The sequence below is a fragment of the Mesorhizobium sp. C268A genome (assembly GCF_040324475.1).
In the GTDB taxonomy this organism is placed as follows: Bacteria; Pseudomonadota; Alphaproteobacteria; order Rhizobiales; family Rhizobiaceae; genus Mesorhizobium.
This window is the reverse complement of the sequence record NZ_JAMYVX010000001.1, coordinates 381,499-397,805: the sequence shown is the minus strand read 5'-3', so window position 1 is coordinate 397,805 and position 16,307 is coordinate 381,499. Positions and strand designations below refer to the sequence as shown.

General features: G+C 59.3%; 12 protein-coding genes. 7 read left to right on the top strand and 5 right to left on the bottom strand.

Annotation, left to right across the window (positions count from 1 at the left end):
- Positions 1-14 precede the first annotated feature (14 nt).
- Both NKL06_RS02020 and NKL06_RS02015 read right to left on the bottom strand, forming a co-directional pair.
- Positions 15-809: a class I SAM-dependent methyltransferase gene (locus NKL06_RS02020; protein ID WP_023693305.1), complete on the bottom strand. Its 795-nt coding sequence runs from the start codon at positions 807-809 to the stop codon at positions 15-17.
- A gap of 46 nt (positions 810-855) precedes the next feature.
- Positions 856-1,374 carry an NAD-dependent epimerase/dehydratase family protein gene (locus NKL06_RS02015; RefSeq protein ID WP_352498393.1) on the bottom strand — a complete coding sequence of 173 codons (519 nt, stop codon included), beginning with the start codon at positions 1,372-1,374 and terminating at the stop codon, positions 856-858.
- A gap of 403 nt (positions 1,375-1,777) precedes the next feature.
- On the opposite strand from NKL06_RS02015, the gene NKL06_RS02010 reads away from it, so the two are divergent.
- Together NKL06_RS02010 and NKL06_RS02005 are read left to right on the top strand one after the other, a co-directional pair.
- Positions 1,778-2,908: a glycosyltransferase family 4 protein gene (locus NKL06_RS02010; RefSeq protein WP_023693306.1), complete on the top strand. Its 1,131-nt coding sequence runs from the start codon at positions 1,778-1,780 to the stop codon at positions 2,906-2,908.
- Positions 2,905-3,744, top strand: coding sequence for a class I SAM-dependent methyltransferase (locus NKL06_RS02005; protein ID WP_023693307.1), 840 nt, complete (start codon positions 2,905-2,907; stop codon positions 3,742-3,744). The genes NKL06_RS02010 and NKL06_RS02005 overlap by 4 nt, the downstream gene beginning before the upstream one ends.
- Positions 3,745-3,815: 71 nt before the next feature.
- On the opposite strand, the gene NKL06_RS02000 is transcribed toward NKL06_RS02005, so the two are convergent.
- A complete protein-coding gene (locus NKL06_RS02000) occupies positions 3,816-5,624 on the bottom strand; it encodes an ABC transporter ATP-binding protein (RefSeq protein ID WP_245260551.1) in 1,809 nt (602 codons plus the stop codon).
- A 141-nt stretch (positions 5,625-5,765) separates the two neighbouring features.
- Between NKL06_RS02000 and NKL06_RS01995 the strand changes: the two genes are divergently transcribed.
- The 3 genes from NKL06_RS01995 to NKL06_RS01985 all read left to right on the top strand — a co-directional run bounded on the left by NKL06_RS01995 (position 5,766) and on the right by NKL06_RS01985 (position 10,079).
- Complete coding sequence (locus NKL06_RS01995; RefSeq protein ID WP_155921567.1) at positions 5,766-6,674, top strand: hypothetical protein; 909 nt, start codon at positions 5,766-5,768, stop codon at positions 6,672-6,674.
- Between the two features lie 117 nt (positions 6,675-6,791).
- The gene (locus NKL06_RS01990) at positions 6,792-8,054 is read left to right on the top strand and encodes a glycosyltransferase (protein WP_081731240.1); all 1,263 of its coding nucleotides are present in this window, start codon (positions 6,792-6,794) and stop codon (positions 8,052-8,054) included.
- Positions 8,055-10,079 (top strand): hypothetical protein, encoded by a 2,025-nt coding sequence (locus tag NKL06_RS01985; protein ID WP_023693311.1) that lies wholly within the window; start codon positions 8,055-8,057, stop codon positions 10,077-10,079.
- Here NKL06_RS01985 and NKL06_RS01980 read toward each other — a convergent pair.
- On the bottom strand, positions 10,009-12,084 hold the full coding sequence (locus NKL06_RS01980) for an acyltransferase family protein (protein WP_084567714.1): 2,076 nt from the start codon (positions 12,082-12,084) through the stop codon (positions 10,009-10,011). The genes NKL06_RS01985 and NKL06_RS01980 overlap by 71 nt on opposite strands.
- A gap of 5 nt (positions 12,085-12,089) precedes the next feature.
- A complete protein-coding gene (locus NKL06_RS01975) occupies positions 12,090-14,105 on the bottom strand; it encodes an acyltransferase family protein (RefSeq protein WP_023693313.1) in 2,016 nt (671 codons plus the stop codon).
- 357 nt (positions 14,106-14,462) lie between these two features.
- Between NKL06_RS01975 and NKL06_RS01970 the strand changes: the two genes are divergently transcribed.
- Both NKL06_RS01970 and NKL06_RS01965 read left to right on the top strand, forming a co-directional pair.
- Complete coding sequence (locus tag NKL06_RS01970; RefSeq protein ID WP_196815225.1) at positions 14,463-15,476, top strand: NAD-dependent epimerase/dehydratase family protein; 1,014 nt, start codon at positions 14,463-14,465, stop codon at positions 15,474-15,476.
- A 158-nt stretch (positions 15,477-15,634) separates the two neighbouring features.
- Positions 15,635-16,261 (top strand): MraY family glycosyltransferase, encoded by a 627-nt coding sequence (locus NKL06_RS01965; RefSeq protein ID WP_245260008.1) that lies wholly within the window; start codon positions 15,635-15,637, stop codon positions 16,259-16,261.
- Positions 16,262-16,307 lie beyond the last annotated feature (46 nt).

The window sequence follows — 16,307 nt, the reverse complement described above, 5'->3', positions numbered from 1 at the left end:
GAAGAAGCCCGTGGCTATAAATCTATCCGCTCGAAACACCATTCACCACAGCCGGTGCCGAAAAGGCCAACTCCCGGCAGCACATTGAAACGCCGATCCGTGCGAAACCCAAGATTTTCCACAGTCCGCTCCAACTCGCTGGCTAACGCGGATTGATAGGGATAGCCGCCAAGCCAGTCGTCGACATCCGCCAGAAATTCCATGCCTCGGCGCGCGCGGTAGTTCCTTACAAACGATATCGGGTCCCGGTGGCGCAGGGTCCTTGCGACCATATAAGCCGAGACAAAGACCGCCTTGATCGGCGGCCGTACCCATCGATGCGAGGCGTAGAACCTCTTTTCGACCGTCCATAGTCCGCACAGCGGCGTCTTAAGATAGATCGCAATACCCAGTCGCCCAGAGCGGCCGACCAAGCCAGCCGCATTGGCGATCGCTGTCCACATATCTCCGGTATGGTGGAGGACCCCCCATGAATAGACGACATCGAACGTGCCGGTGGGCAGCGAGGATCTGTCAAGGATATCGGCCCGCTCAACGGTCCAATCGGCATCGGGTGCAAACCGGGACAGGACGGCCCTGGTCGTCTCCACGCAATCCGCGTCATAATCGAGTGCTGTGACTTTCGCCGCGCCGAGCCGGAGTGCGGCCGCTGAATGCAGCCCCGAGCCGCAGCCGATGTCCAGAAAAGTCATGCCGTTGAGGTCACCCGCCAGTCGACCAAGATCCTCACACGCCCGGTCCAGATGTTCGGCCTCGAAACGCGCGGCAAGCTCGGACCAGTTGCGGCCGAAATCATAGCGCGCGTTCATTTGTCGCCCACCTGTCGTCCTTTTTGCGTGGCACCGCCTCTGCGGATCATACCCGATAGTACTCCCGATACCATTCGCAAAGCGGAGAACTCCGACCTCTATTGGAATCCGGCCTGGATCCCGTCGCCTCCTCGAGCGAACTGACATCGACGAAAGTTGCCGGCACGTCACCCGGCTGCAGCGGCATGGGATTGCGGTTCGCCTTTAGTCGGAGCGCGTTCTCCAGCACCGCGATCAGCCGTTCAGCTGAACTGGCGAACTGCCGTCGATATTGTGGATTCTGAACGGCGCGTTGCTGATCGCCGGATCCGGCGACGCTTTCCCACTGCGGGTTGGGTGTCGCGGGCTGACGCATGGCGCGGACGATGCCTTCGACAATATCGCCCACATAAGTGAAATCGCGCTGCATGTTGCCATGGTTGAAGAAGTCGATCGGCTCGCCAGCGACGATGGCCTCAGCGAAGATGAGCAGGGCCATGTCTGGCCGTCCCCACGGACCATAGACGGTGGAGAAGCGTAATCCTGTCGTGGGCAGTGCAAACAGATGGCTGTATGTATGGGCCATCAGCTCGTTTGCCTTCTTGATGGCGGCGTAGAGGCTGAGCGAATGGTCAGCCGAATCGGGCACGCAAACGGCATGCGCGTGCTGGGGCCGTAGATCGAGCTCGATGACGCATAGACAAGATGGTTCACCGAGGCGTGCCATCCCAGGCCGATAACAGCAATGCGTTCGGACATAGGCAGCTTTCCTCAGGTAGTGAGTCGACGTCCTTGTATGGTAGGCGTTACGTCAATTCAACGACACGCTGTTGCCAAGGGGCAAGTCTCCGCTCGAAAGCAACTCTGAGACACTTTTGGCGAAGCATCTGCTCGATGTTGTGGATAACATGCGCCATGATTGGGTTTTGCGTGTCAAAAATCTACAAGGGTCGAATGGGTCGCGAGCAATCACCCCAAGAAATGACTGCATGAAACGAATCGTCGTCATCGTCAGCGAACCAACGTCCCTCGCAAGCACCAGGGGACACTTGCTTCTTGCGCTGCGCGATTCCGGGTACGAAGTTCATGCCATGGCGCCGGTCGACGCCATGACCATTCGTTGGCTGGCCGAGAACGGCGTCCACTTTCATCCATTGCCAATGGAACGAGCCGGGATTGCTCCGTTCGGCGATACGGTGTTGGCTTTTCGTCTCCACAACCGGCTAAGAAAACTCAAGCCTCAGGTGGTGTTGACCTGTGCAATCAAGCCGATCGTCTACGGCATGCCGGCTGCGTTGCTTGCCGGGATCCAGCGACGGCACGCACTTGTCACCGGCCTCGGCTACGCCTTCACGGACCGGCACAAGTCACCACGCTGGAGGATGGTAAACGCAGTGGCTCGGCTCCTCTATGCCGCAAGCCTTCGGGTTGCCACCACGGTCACCTTCCAGAACGACGATGACCGCAACGACTTCCGTCGCCTTGGGCTGCTCGGGCGGACCCAAGCTAATGTCGTCAACGGCTCGGGAGTCGATCTAGACCGATTCAAAGTCGCGCCACTACCCGATCAGCCGCGATTTCTGATGATTGCACGCCTGCTGCGTGACAAAGGCCTCGCCGAATATCTGGGTGCGGCGACGCTGGTTAGGGCTGTCAGACCTGACGCCCGTTTCCACCTCGTCGGAGATATGGATCCAAACCCCTCGGGGTTTCCATTATCGGAGGTTGAGGAGGCAGTCGCCGGCGGAGCCATCCGTTATCACGGACCGGTCGAGGACGTCCGTCACATCATCGCGGATACGCGTATCTTCGTGCTTCCGTCGTATCGCGAGGGGACGTCGCGATCGGTTCTGGAGGCCATGGCGATGGGGCGCCCGGTGATCACAACGGATGCGCCGGGTTGCCGGGCGCCAATCGTGCCCGGGGTCAACGGGCTGCTGGTTCCGGTTGGTGCCACGACATCGTTGGCTGAAGCCATGATCCGCTTGATAGACAACCCCGACGAAGCCGTATCCATGGGCAAGAACAGCCGATCGATTGCCGAACAGCGCTATGATATTCAGAAAGTTACAGCTGACATGATGGGCATCATCGAAGGGGGAGACCGAGCCGCAGGATGACATTCACAGGCAACCCATCGTCGAATCGGTACGAGTTCGGAGCCAATTGGGCGTCGTTCGTCGACAAACACTACTCGACTGAACGTCGGCAGGTGGCGGCCGACAAGCTTCTGTCCTTCCTCGGCAAGCAGAGCCTGGAAGGAATGGATTTTCTCGATATCGGCAGCGGCAGCGGGCTACACTCGCTTGCCGCCTTCGACGCAAAGGCGGATCGGATACATTCCTTCGACTTTGATCCGCTTTCGGTAAGTACCACCGGCAGGCTTCGCAAATTGGCCGGGGACCCGCCGAACTGGGCCGTCGAACGAGGTGACGTTCTCGATGCCGACTATCTTGAGGCGCTGGGCACTTGGAGCTTGGTCTATTCATGGGGCGTGCTCCATCACACTGGCGCCATGTGGCAAGCAATTGAGAATGCTGCACGAAGGGTAGGGCCTGGCGGCCTTTTCTTCATCGCTCTCTATTCGTCGAATGTCGTAACGCCTTCCGCGCAATTCTGGCTCAATGTGAAACGTCGGTACAATGCCGGCAACCCTCGTCAAAGGCGATGGATCGAATGCTGGTACATCTGGCGTTTCGGCCTTGGCAGAAATCCACTTCGGCTGCCAATGCTCCTGAAGCAGATTCGCGAGAAGAAAAAAGGTCGCGGCATGAGTTACATGACCGACGTCCGCGACTGGCTGGGAGGGTGGCCGATGGAGTTCGCCGACGACCAGGCCGTGATCGACTTCTTGAAGCAACGGTTCGATTTCGAAATCGTCAGGATATCCACCGGTGAAGCCTGCACGGAATTTCTCTTCCAGAACCCTGGCAAGGTGCAATCCAAACCGAACTGACGTGGCGGCCTTGCTGCACCGGCGGCGCCAGCCCGATCAGGCACGTTGCCGAACCCGTCCACGCGATGCATTCAAGCGATCTGTCCGCCGGTTGTCGTCGAGATATGCGGCTGGCGGTATTCAAGGGTTACGATCTCGTCGCAACTTTCAACTGTCGTGAGACGGTGTGCGATGATCAATATTGTCAGATCGGTGGGCAGTTCTCGGATCGCCTCCATGACTGCCGCCTCGGTCTCCATGTCGAGAGCGCTCGTCGCCTCGTCGAAGACGAGCACAGATGCCTGTTTGTACAAAGCCCTCGCGATGCCTATTCGCTGGCGCTGACCTCCCGACAGGCGGACGCCGCGCTCGCCAACACGCGTCTCGTAGCCCTGCGGCAAGCTTTCTATGAAGTCCGCCAACGCGGCCTGCTGCGCCGCGCTGCGGACGCGCTCGTGGTCGGTCCTGGCAGGGTCGATGCCGAAGGCGATATTGTCTGCGATGGACGCATCCGCCAGGAATATGCTTTGTGGCACATGTGCGATCTGTCTTTGCCAGGCACGTCGCGTAGCGCCGTCCAACGTCTGCCCGTCGATCTCGATCGCTCCGCTGGTCGGTTCCAGCAAACCCATGATCAGATCGACCGTCGTGCTCTTGCCGCTGCCGGTCTTGCCTACGAAGCCGACCTTGGTCCCCTTCGGGATTTTGAGATTGAAGCCTTCGAGTATCGGCGGCTGGTCGGAGGCGTAACGAAACGACACGTCCTTGAGTATGATCGCTTGTTCGAATGGCAGGCGCCTGGCTGGAGGCTCGTTCCATTCGGGGCCAAGTGGTGCTTCCAGCGCCTGGAGCACAACTTCGGCGCCGGCAAGATTGCTGAGTATCAACGCCCAATTGCCGTATACAAGCTGCATTGATGGCAGCAGACGCTGGGCTCCCAGCACGAATGTTCCAAGTATTGGCAGTACCTCGCCGGCATTGTTGGATCGGATGATGAGGAAATAGGCGAGGGCCGCGATGATCACCATACCCGCGGCTTCAATCGCGAAACGCGGAGCGCTGGCTGCAAGCGCGTTCGTTGCGTTGGCGCGTTGCAGGCGCAGGTCGAGTTCGCTGTAGCGGGAAAGAAAATATGGCTGTGTGTCATTGATAATGACATCGCGGATACCGCCCAGCCCCTCCTGTACAGAACGAATGCCTTCGGCCTGCGCGCTAGCGATGATCCGCGCATTCTGCTTGAGGTGTTTTCGGATCACAAGCGACATGGCGAGATACACCGCACCAAAGCCCGCGAAGATAACGAAGGTGATGATCGAACTTAGTATGAAAAGCGCTGCGACGACGAAGACACCGATGATTATGCCGCTGATTGATTGCAACAGTGGCAGCATCACGCCAGCGGTGATTGCTTGTACCTGTCGTAGCGCCGCCAACACCGAACTGGAGTTGCGCGAAACGTGGTAGTTGTAGGGCTGGCGCAGCACTCGGTCATAGACGGTCACGCCCACCTCATGTCCCAGCGAGAAGACGTATGAATTCGTGGCCCAGGTGAGGAGTATACGCACGGCACCGGCCACGATGGCCACTACGGAAAACAAAACCGTGAGCCCGAGCAGGCTGTCAGAAGAGCCGGTCAGCCGAAAGCCTGCAAGCTGACGCGCCAGAAACGACTGTCCGCCAACCGTCTCAGGATTGGCGATGCGCGCAAGAAACGGCAGCAAGGCACCAAGCGTGGCCGCTTCCGCCAGAGCACCGAACACCATCAGGACAAGGAGGCCGAAAAACTGCCTTTGCCGCCGCTGCGATACCTGCCGCCACAAGCGCCGCATTGTGTCGAAAGTGCTGCCCGAGTCTCGGTTTCCGCTCAACGCCAAATCGATGTCCGTATTCAGAGGGCCCAATGCACACGTCCAGCGGGCCACGACAAGCCACAACCGACGTCGATTGGCAATTTATCACAGAAGCGCCGAAGGTGGTCCGTCCACAAATTTCCTCGCAGTGGACTAGAAGCCACGGCCGCGACGAGGTGATAGTCTTCGACCATGAATGATGCCTTTGAGATTCGGTATCAAAAGTTGCGGCCAAGCTTAACTGCTGCATTGCTGTGCTCATTCGGCTTCTTCTCGGCAGGGGTTGGGGCGGCTTTCCTGCTGTTTGTCTCGGCCTATCCGCTCGGATTGATCAGCGCTTACCCGGCACCACCTGCCGAGGCAACCGAAGGGCCGCTGGGATTCCAGCAGAAGGTGGTGGATGTCGATGACCTCTACCGCGCTACGGACGAACCCATGCAGGCCTATCTCGAGCGCCTGACAAAGGCTGTCGCGGGTGGAATGGTGCATTATTGGACGGAAGGCGACAGCTGGGCTGCGACCGACACGTCCTACACGCGCATCAGCGTTTTTGACAACTACCTGCTCTGGATGCTCAGCTTCCGGCCGCAATATCGCGAAACGCTGCAAAATTATGAGTTTGTAACGCCCCGCAAAGGGCTTGCCCGGGGGTATGGGTTCTGTTCCCAGGTGTCCAAAATCGTCTATTCCATCCTTGCCGATCAAGGCATCGAGGCGACGATCTACAGTGTCCCCCAACACACCGTGGTAGTGTCGAACGGCAATATTCTGGATTCCGACTACGGCGTCTTTGTTCCTCGCTCGCTTGAGGACGTGCAGAGGGAGCCGTCAATCATCGACACCTACTACGCGCAATTCGCGCCGATGTTGCCCCTGCTGAAGACGGCTTATGGTGGGGCTTGGCAACCGGCTGGCACCATGGAGGACTTCGCCGGCGTGCGTGCATACGAGGCAAAGTTCGAGCGGCTCAAATGGGCACCGCCACTCGCCCTCCTGGCAACCGGAATGGTGCTTGCCACGTTCGGGATGATGCTGCGGCATCGTGAAGGACGCAGCCCGTCTGCTGCGCGGCAGGCTGGAGCTGATCTTGCCGGCTCGTGACCTTTTGTGGATTGTATGCGCAATACGACTTCTTCTTGCCGGCTCTGGACGCTATGTGGAAGCGGGAACGGGCGAGAACAGGCGGAGGGGTGAGCGACGCTGCGAGAAGACCTTGCGTTGACTAATGCTGAAAGCCGACAGCGCGTTGCCGCGCCTTCCACCGCGCGCCTGAGAAGGACCCGTCGCAACGTGCTCTTCATTATCGGGACGCTCGATCTCGGAGGCACGGAAAGCCAACTGGTGCTGCTTGCCAAGGAGTTGAAGGCGCGGGGCTGGCAGGTCGAGGTCTTTGCCCTCTCGTCGGGCGGTGTTCTTGCGGAAACGCTGAATCGTGCAGGTATCCGAATATCCTACGGGCTTCATCGCCCCAATCCCTTGCCCGCATCACTGACAGCGGCGGGGGCGGAAGAAAAATCGAGCGTTGCCCCCAAGACGCGGCCGAGCGTCAAGGCAATGCTGGTGCTCGGCGCCGCGATCACTTTGCTCGTTGGTCGCATCATTTTGACCCGGCCACGCGTGGTTCACGCCTTTTTGCCATTGACCAACTTTCTGGGCGCGTTGGCAGGTCGGTTTGCGCTGGCCCCACTCGTCATCACCTCCAGGCGCGGTCTCGGCAACCACCAGGAGCGATGGCCGCGGCTGAAGCGCATGGATCGAATCGCCAATCGGTTTTCACATGTGGTGGTCGCTAACTCGCATGCGGTCGCGGCCGACATGGCGGCCCGGGATGGCTATGATCTCGCCCGCGTGCGCGTGATTGCCAATGGTCTCGATCTGAGCCGTTTCGATGGTATCAGCCATCGCCGTGATGAGATCAGGCGCAGCCTTGGTCTTGAACCTGACGATGTCGGGGTCGTCATCGTCGCCAATCTTATTCCCTATAAGGGACACAAAGATCTTATCGACGCTTTCGCAAGCGCAAGCCAAAGTCGGCCGGAGCTGAGGTTGTTCATCGCCGGACAAGATCGAGGCATTGGGCAGGCGCTGATGGAGCAAGCCCAGCGGCTTGGCGTCGGATCGACAGTTCGGCTGCTCGGGGCTCAGGACGACGTACCAGGCCTGCTTGCCGGCATGGACATCGGCGTGATCGCCTCCCACGAGGAAGGCTTTTGCAACGCCCTGATGGAAAAACTCACCGCAGGCCTCCCAGTGGTGGCCACCAATGTCGGTGGAAATCCGGAGGCAGTTTCGGGCATGCCGGGTTGTGTGCTGGTGAAGCCTCGTGACCCTGCCGATCTGGCCCGCGGACTGCTTGCCGTTCTCGAGCGGTTGCCCGAGCAGACAGTGGACCGAAAATTTCGTCAGCGGGCGATGCGCGAACGCTACTCCATAAGGGCTATGGTGGACGCTTATGAAACCCTCTACCTCGCGGGCAAGTGAATGAGCGGGATTGCTCACTTCCAAGGCCCGGTGAATTCGGCGCCTACGCCGCGCAGCATCCTGCCATGTGTCGCCGCCGGGCTGTGTGCATTTGCCATAGTCATCTATCAGTCGTGGTTCATGCCCTATTTTCTGCCGTTCTTTACGGGCCGGGACGAGTTCGCCAGACTGGTTTTCCATGCCCTCTACGGCAGCGTGTTGATTGTTTCGATTGCCGTTCTTGCAATCCGTCGGGACGTGCGTGGCGCGATCCTCCTGCTCGCGATCGCCGGGGCGATGGCGGTTGCCCCGGTTGCGCTTCATCCACTTGGCATCGTCGCAAAGTGTTACCTTATTACCCTTTTCCTTGGCGGCGGGGCGATTGTCCTCATGCTCGCCTCATCGCCCGCAATGGTGCTGCGTCTATGTGCGTCGGTGACGGCGCTCAATGCGGTGGTCTGCTTCCTCGACCTTCTTTTTGCCAACGGCTTCACCAGTACGCTTGGCAGAGCCGCCGGCCTGGCGATCAATCCGAATGTGGCAGCCGCCGGCCTGCTTCTTGGCGCCGCGGCGAGCTATCGCGCCGTCGCGCCAAAATGGCGTGCCACTTTCCTTGTTCTCGTAAGCGCCGCTCTGCTCGTCACGCTTTCCCGCTCGAACATTCTTGCAGCCTGTGGCACCGTGGCGGTGCCGTTTGCCGTTGATATTTGGCAGCAATTTCGGGGTCACCGTCGTTTAAGGCTCGATCCAAGGGGCTGGGGTCGCCCGCTCGCCGTCGCATTAATACTGCTGGGGACAATCGGTGTCGCGCTCGCCACAAATGTTTATTTTCGCGTTTCCGTCGGCAACTCCTTCGCCGGGATGATCTCGGTTGGAAAGGCGCTCGATGAGGCGGCGGATGCTGTCGATTCGTCACATGATGAGGTTGCGTCGTCCGCCTTAGACCCGGTTGCGCCGTCGTCTCAACAAGCTCTGGCTGAATCAAGTTCGGCTGCGACGATTGACCAGCCGACGGCAGAACCTTCGATCAGATCAGACCCTCCGCAAGCCGATCCTGCGCGAGCCACTGCCTCATCTGCGCCTCCGTTCAGCGGCCTGCCTTCGTCCGCGACAGGCCAATTCACAAACGCTGCCAAGATCCAGGCGCTAGGCGAACGTCTCGTGGACGAGGGCAAGAGAAATTCGATCTCGGCAAGAGCACTCTTTCTGGAGCGAGGCCTGCTCGCGTACAGAGAAGGCGGCTTCTTCGGTCGCGGCCTTGAGGTGGCGCAGGCTCTCGCGCCTCACAACACCCTTGTCCTTTTCGCAATTGCTTTTGGGCACATCGGCTGGTTGATCCCGATCGGCCTGGTCGCTTCCGCTTTCTGGTATGTCCGCAGCGCCGGCGATCTGGCCCTTGGTGTCGCACTCGTGGGGGTCATGCTGACATCGCATGACCTCTTGCTGACGCCCTCTCTCTTTCTTCCGGTCGCGCTGGGAATTGGTGGGATGCTTGCCGAGCGGCGGGGATTTACTGAAACACATTCCTCAGCAAAAAAAGGCGAGCATCGCAGCTTTGCTTTTGGAGCTAATGCAGGCGTGATGGCCTTTGCGGCTGGCTGCATTGCGATATTGCTCATCACACCGTCGCTTGTTACCGGACGGCTGCAGAACGAGACCATGTTTACCGCAAGAGGCGGGTACGAGACGCTGCTACCACGCTCGCAATTTCCTGGCCTTTTCCAATTTGACAACCTTGTCCTCGATCCCCTGTTGAAGGCTTCAGACCTGCGTGAAGAAGGGACCCCGCTCCACCAAGTTGAATGGGCGCCGAACGCATGGCCGGCTGTTGGCCCGGGCGAATATACTTTTCGCCGGCGGGACGCGGTGCTGTTTTCGGCCACGGATTCGAGCGACCCTCGCCAAAACGGACGAACCTACGCAGTCGCCGTTCCGCTCTCAGTCAGCGCGCTGTGCCTTGCTCTCCTGGGCACAATCATCGCTTGGTCGATTGTGTCGACGTCTGCCTTGACGCCACGGATAAGTCGTCGCGAAGCCTCTCTATGACTTTCGGAACAACAAGGCGTGCCCCGTAGATGGAGAAGTGGTTCTCATCCAGGTAGAGGCTATGCCCTGCGCCGTCCGTCACATCACAGCCATTTGCCGAACAGATGGTTTCGCCGGGATCAAGCAGGTGAAAGCTGGAATGGCTGGCGAAAACCATGAATGCCTGGTCGAAGGCGACGTTCTCCACCCGGGTGGGAACCGGGCAGGGCAAGGAAAGGTAAGTCGGTCTCAAATGGCAGACCACATTGGCATCCGGCGTGTGCCCGATCAGGATCACCGGACCGCGAAAAGCGGCATAGAGTTTCGCTAAGTCCTCAAGCATGGTCGCATACAGTTTTGCCAGGTCGGGCATCTCGACAGGCGCACCATCCACTTTCCGTTCGAGAAGAGTGCGATATCCGGGCCAGCGCTGCGCTTGGACAATGGCGAGAATGTCACCGGACTTCAACCAGCGAGCCGCCTGGTCGGTAGCATTCCGGCAGTGCCGCGTGACCGCGCCGTTTGTTCTGGTCTGGAACTCTGCTCCGAAATAGCAATTGCCGGCATCGGCCAGCAGGAAATGGAATTCTTGACCGCCGAGTTCTTGAAGCGCCCGCGTGTATTGGTCGATGTGCGAATCGCCGACCACGAGTATCTTCTTTGGACTTTGAAGGTTGCCGAACTCGCAGAAATCCAAGCAGGCCAACGAGCCAGTGATCGCCTTCAGGGCTGCGCTGTTGGCAAGTTCGTTCCCCGCGACGGAATGAAGACGCCACGGCATTCCGCCCGACATCGCGTAACTGACCACGGAACATGAGAGCAGGCCAGTCAAGGCAAGTCCAAAAGAGGGGAGGAAGCCATGGCCAGCGCGAAAAGGCTGCTCGACGAAATGAAACATCGACATGGCCATGACGAGGGCCAGAAGCCCGACGAAGAGCGCTTCGGTCGGAAGCAGGGGGCGAAGCAAACCGTATTCGCAAAACACGATCAGGGGCCAATGAACGAGGTAGAGCGAGTAGCTGATGCGACCAAGATAGCCGACTGCGCGATTGCGCAAGGCGAAACCTCCGAATCGCGAACGGTTCGCAGACAACACCATCGCGGCGCCGGTGGCAGGGGCAAGCACGTTCCAGGCGGGCGCGCCCGAACGGCTGTCGAAAGAGAACACTGCAAACGCTATGAGGGCCAAGCCCAGCCAGGCGAGCAGCTCGTGGACAAGGACAGGTCGCGGCTTGGGAAGCCAGACCAGCGCCGCGCCACAGGCGAACTCGAACACGCGAAATGGCGTGTTGTAAAACACGGTTGCACGGCCGTCGGCGATCCAGTCCGCCGCCGGGGTCCCTGCAAACGGCCAAAACGATCCGTCCTGGAATGCGACAATGAGCCAGAAACTGAGAATGGCAATCGTGATGATCGACCAAACCATTCGTCCTGGGAATGCGGCAAGCAAAACTGAAAGCAGCATCGGCCAGACGAGATAAAACTGCCACTCCACACTGAGTGACCATGTATGAAGGAGCGGTTTCATCCGCGCGGCGAGATCAAAGTAGCCGGACTCGCGCCAGAAAAAGATGTTCGAAACGCCGTAACTCGATGCCATCAGCGATTTCGCGAAGGTCTCCAGATGTTGAGGCGTAAGCAGAAGAAACGCGGCGATGCATGACAGGGAGAATGTCGCGAAAAATGCCGGCAGCAGGCGGCGAGCCCGGCGCGAATAGAAATGCGCCAAACTGAAACGCCCTGCCTCCACATCGGTGGCCACAATGCGGGTGATCAAAAAGCCGCTGATTACGAAAAACACATCGACGCCGACAAAGCCGCCGGAGAAACCTGCGAATCTCAGGTGGAAAAACAAAACAGCCAGCACCGCGACCGCTCTAAGCCCGTCTATGTCCGTGCGGTGACCGTCCCCAGCCGCTGCCGCACATGACGGGCTGCCGAACTGTCCTCCAACCCGCAACGCGCGGCTGTCTTCCGAACAGGCCATTCCAGCCGTGGTCGAGAGCGGAGCCTGGCCGCTTCGCATCCCGTTCAATTGCTCTTGCCAGCCGTTTGAGACGGCGTGGTGTTGGCAGCCGACAACCGGTTTTGCTCCTGGCCTTTCAGGGCCGGATAGAGACCCATCATTCGCGCGACGGCTTCGTCTGTCTCGGGCTTCAGGTTTCTGCGTATATGCGAACCATCTCGGTAGATGAACTCGCCATTGACGTAGGTTGCGCAGTGTCTGTCTGGACACATCCCTTTGAGCGGATCGACGAAGACGACGTTATTGTCATGAACGAGCGATGCGAGCGCGGACACCATAGGCGACCAGATCCGGAAGACTTGCTCGCTATTCATCTCGGTCGAACAACGCCTTAGCATACCGCTTTCGAGCATCGCTGCGCATGAAGTCAGGTCCAGGCCGGGACCAGGCACTTGGCCAATGATTGCGACGCGCCGATCCGCCCTTTCGACTTCCTGGATGAGGCTACGCAGGCCATCGCGCAACAACAGGACTTTGCTGGTCTGCCTCTCACCATTGTCAGCAAGGACATTGGTGTCGGCAAGGCTTGTCCAGGCTGCGGAGAGCACCACGAGGTAGATGTCATTGCGTTGTTTCAGCATGGCGACCGCGGCCTTTCGCGACGATGAGCAGCTTTCCCGATATCCGGCCAAATCCGGAAAGTCGCGGTGGACACCTTCTCCAAAGGCGGCCGGACAGGCGCGGTAAAGAAAGAAAGCCGTGTTTTCTCTTTTACCTGCGCTGTCTAACAGCGGCGCAAGATGCTCGGCATGGCTGTCGCCCCAGAGCACGGCGTGGCGCGCCGCTTTGTCCCAAGGCGCACCGAACGCGCAAAAGGTACTGCCCAACTCAGCGATGCTGACCATCTGCGGGCATGACCAGTCCCACATCACATCGAGGCTGCGCATTGCCTCGACTTGCTTCGAGATCCTGCTGGTGAAACCACGGGCTTCGAACACGGCATTGGCACTCAGGCAAACCATTGCCACCGCGGCGGCACCAGCGAGAAGCACGCTGGATGGCGGCGCCCGCAGGCGGCGAACGGGTTCCTCGATGAACCGCCAGGACAGATACGCCACCAGCCAGGCAACCGCTAAAAGCACGCACGATTCAACCGCCGAGGGCATTGCGGTGCCAATATAATGGCGGAAGAACACGAGGATCGGCCAATGCCAGAGATACAGGCTGTAGGAGATTCTGCCCGTCGATCGCAACGGCGCGCTCGCAAGCACGGCCGAAATCGTCGACTGCGACCGCGGCCAGACGACCAGAGCAGCCCCGATCACAGGACCGAGCGCGAAAACGCCTGGAAACGGTTGGCTCGGCGAGAGAAAAAGGATGCTTGCGACTACAAGACCAAGGCCGCTCAGCTCAAACCATTTGGACGTACGCCCGCGGCCTTTCGGTGGCGCAAAGACGAGCAGGCCGCCGATAGTCAACTCCCAGGCTCGGCTGAAGGGAACATAGAATGCCTGCTTCGGATCGGCCTCCACCAGATTGAGGGCGATCGAGAAGCTGACCAGCGCAACAATGCAGATCAGCGCGACGACGGGGAGCTGGCGGCCGCGTGACAGCCGGTTGGCAACCAGAAGCAACAGCGGCCATACGAGATAGAACTGCTCTTCGACGCCGAGCGACCAGAGATGAAGCAGCGGCAGCAGCGCCGCCTCGCGATCGAAATAGCCGGTATTCCAAAGGAAATAATAGTTTCCCAATCCGAACGTGGAATATGCCGCACTGCGTCCCAGACCTTCATAGTCGCCCGGCAGCAACAGAAACCAGCCGGCACCGAGTGAGAAGCAGATCATCACCAGCATCGCCGGCAATATTCGACGCATGCGTCTGCCGTAGAATTCCACAAGGGACAGTCCGCCGCCTTCAGCCATTAAAAGGCGGGTGATCAGGTAACCGGAGATAACAAGGAAGACATCAACGCCAGCAAAGCCGCCCCGAAAACCGGGCACGTCAAAATGGAAAAAAACCACTGCGACCACTGCGATAGCGCGCAACCCGTCAATATCTGGGCGATAGTCGGACTTCAAAGCTCCCCCCGAACAGTCCCTTGGCCTCTTAGCCTAATTGCGCGATATGAGTCGATGGCCTGAGTTATGCAGTGGCGGCACTCGCTGTTGGAGGTTCAAGTTGCATTGCGAGAAACGTGGAGATACCCCCACAATTTGTTTCGGCCAGAACGACGGAAATCTCCACATTGGTGGGGATGTGCCAGAATCAGCTATGGTCTGGTGACCAAAGGACGGAGAACTGGCAGGATTTCGGGTGGGTGTTTGTTCGCTGATGATATCGAGGGCGACGAAAACTCGCCAGCCTTGATATGAAAGTGGTTGTTTGCCCCATCCTCGACTGTATAGATGACGCTCCCGTGGGAGGACGTGGCAACCTTGGACAACCATAGCGCGGACTTGGTCGAATTTGGCCAGCACTCACATGTGCTGGTTACTGGCGGAGCAGGCTTCGTAGGGTCGGCGCTTGTCGATCTTTTGCTCGCCCGCCATTGCACCGTAACCGTCATCGACGATCTCTCGAACGGGCTGCTGCCCAATCTGCCCACCGGCAATTCCCGGCTGACGATCCGCACTTTCAGGGTTGGCGATCCGGCATACGGCGCGGCGGTCCACAATGAGGTCGGGTTGGCCGATGCAGTCTTCCACCTGGCGAGTCCGATCGGCGTTCAGCTTGCCCACATGGAGCGTTTTGCCGTCACCAGCCGCATTCTCGAATCAGGCTGTGCGATCGTGGAGGCGTGCAGAGTACACCGACGTCCGCTGCTTTACACGTCGAGTTCAGAAGTCTACGGCTCCGGCCGGGACAGGCCAATCACGGAATCCGATCCGGTGACGACGGACCTGCGACCGAGATGGGGCTACGCAGCTGCCAAGGCAGCGATCGAACATTTAGTGGCCGGACTGTTTTTTGAATTCGGAATCCCGACCTGGATCGTTCGACCATTCAACATGGCCGGACCGCGCCAGCGCTCGGCGACCGGCCTCGTCCTGCCGGTGTTCGTCGATGCAGCGCTGCGTGGTGAACCACTCGTAGTCCATGACGATGGAGAGCAAAGGCGGGCGTTCCTGCACGTTGCCGACGCCGCCGAAGGTCTGCTGCTGGCAATGCAGTGCCCGTCATTGCGTGGCCGGCCAGTCAACTTGGGCGGAAGCGAAGCGATTCAGATTGGAAATCTTGCAAGAATGGTGGTTGAGGCCACCGCGACGACCGCGCCCATTATCATGAAACCATCCAGCACGGTGTTTGGTGATCGGTTCGCCGTAACATACGACCGAGTACCTGACACCAGCCTGTTAACAACCATGACCGGATGGCGACCCGTGCGAAGCACGAGGCAGATGGTCCTCGACTGCATAGAGCACATGCGTACCGAACGAGTGGTTGCTTGACGTCTGGCTCCTTGGTCCCGTTCATCGGGGCCCTGCTCATCGCGGTTCCCGGCGTCTGGCTGTTTGCGCGTCTTGCGCGGCGTATCGGAGCCGTCTCCAAGGTCACGAAAGATCGATGGCACACATCAGGCGAGGTTCCCCGGCTCGCGGGGCCCGCCATGCTGATCGCGATGTCACCATGGCTCCCCGTTGAACATACTCTCCTGCTATCAGCCTTCTGTTTGATCGGGGCGCTCGATGACCTCCGATCTCTTTCTGCCGGTGCCAAGGCAGCAGCGTTGGCCGCCGCAGCTGTTTTGGCCGGTATCATTACGCATCTGTGGTGGGTTCCGATCATCATTTGGATCGCTTGCAACGCCGTCAATATGCTTGACCATGCCGATGGTCTTGCCGCGAGCGCAATCGCGGCCGCCTTCCTCGGGCTGGGCGGCGCTCTCGGTATGGCGGGCGTCGGAGCATGCCTGGGATTTCTATTCTTCAACTATCCGCCGGCACGCGTTTTCATGGGCGATAGCGGCAGCCTTCTCCTCGGAGCGGCAATCGTGCTACTCGCGTCGCAAAGAGGGTTTGACGCTTCCCTGGCGTGGATTGCCGTGCCGCTGATTGACGCCGTCTTCGTAATCAGTCGCCGCTTGCTGCAGGGGCGAAAACCTTGGATCGGCGGCACAGATCATCTTGGTCACACCTTGCTCCGCCTGGGCGTGAACCGCAGGGTTTTGCCCGCCCTATATGCAGCGACGGCACTGACGATCGGGCTTATGTTCTCGGTCTGGGCAAACACATAGGCACTTGAAGGCGTTGGGTCGAAGCTTCGGACACACGCCAGCGGCG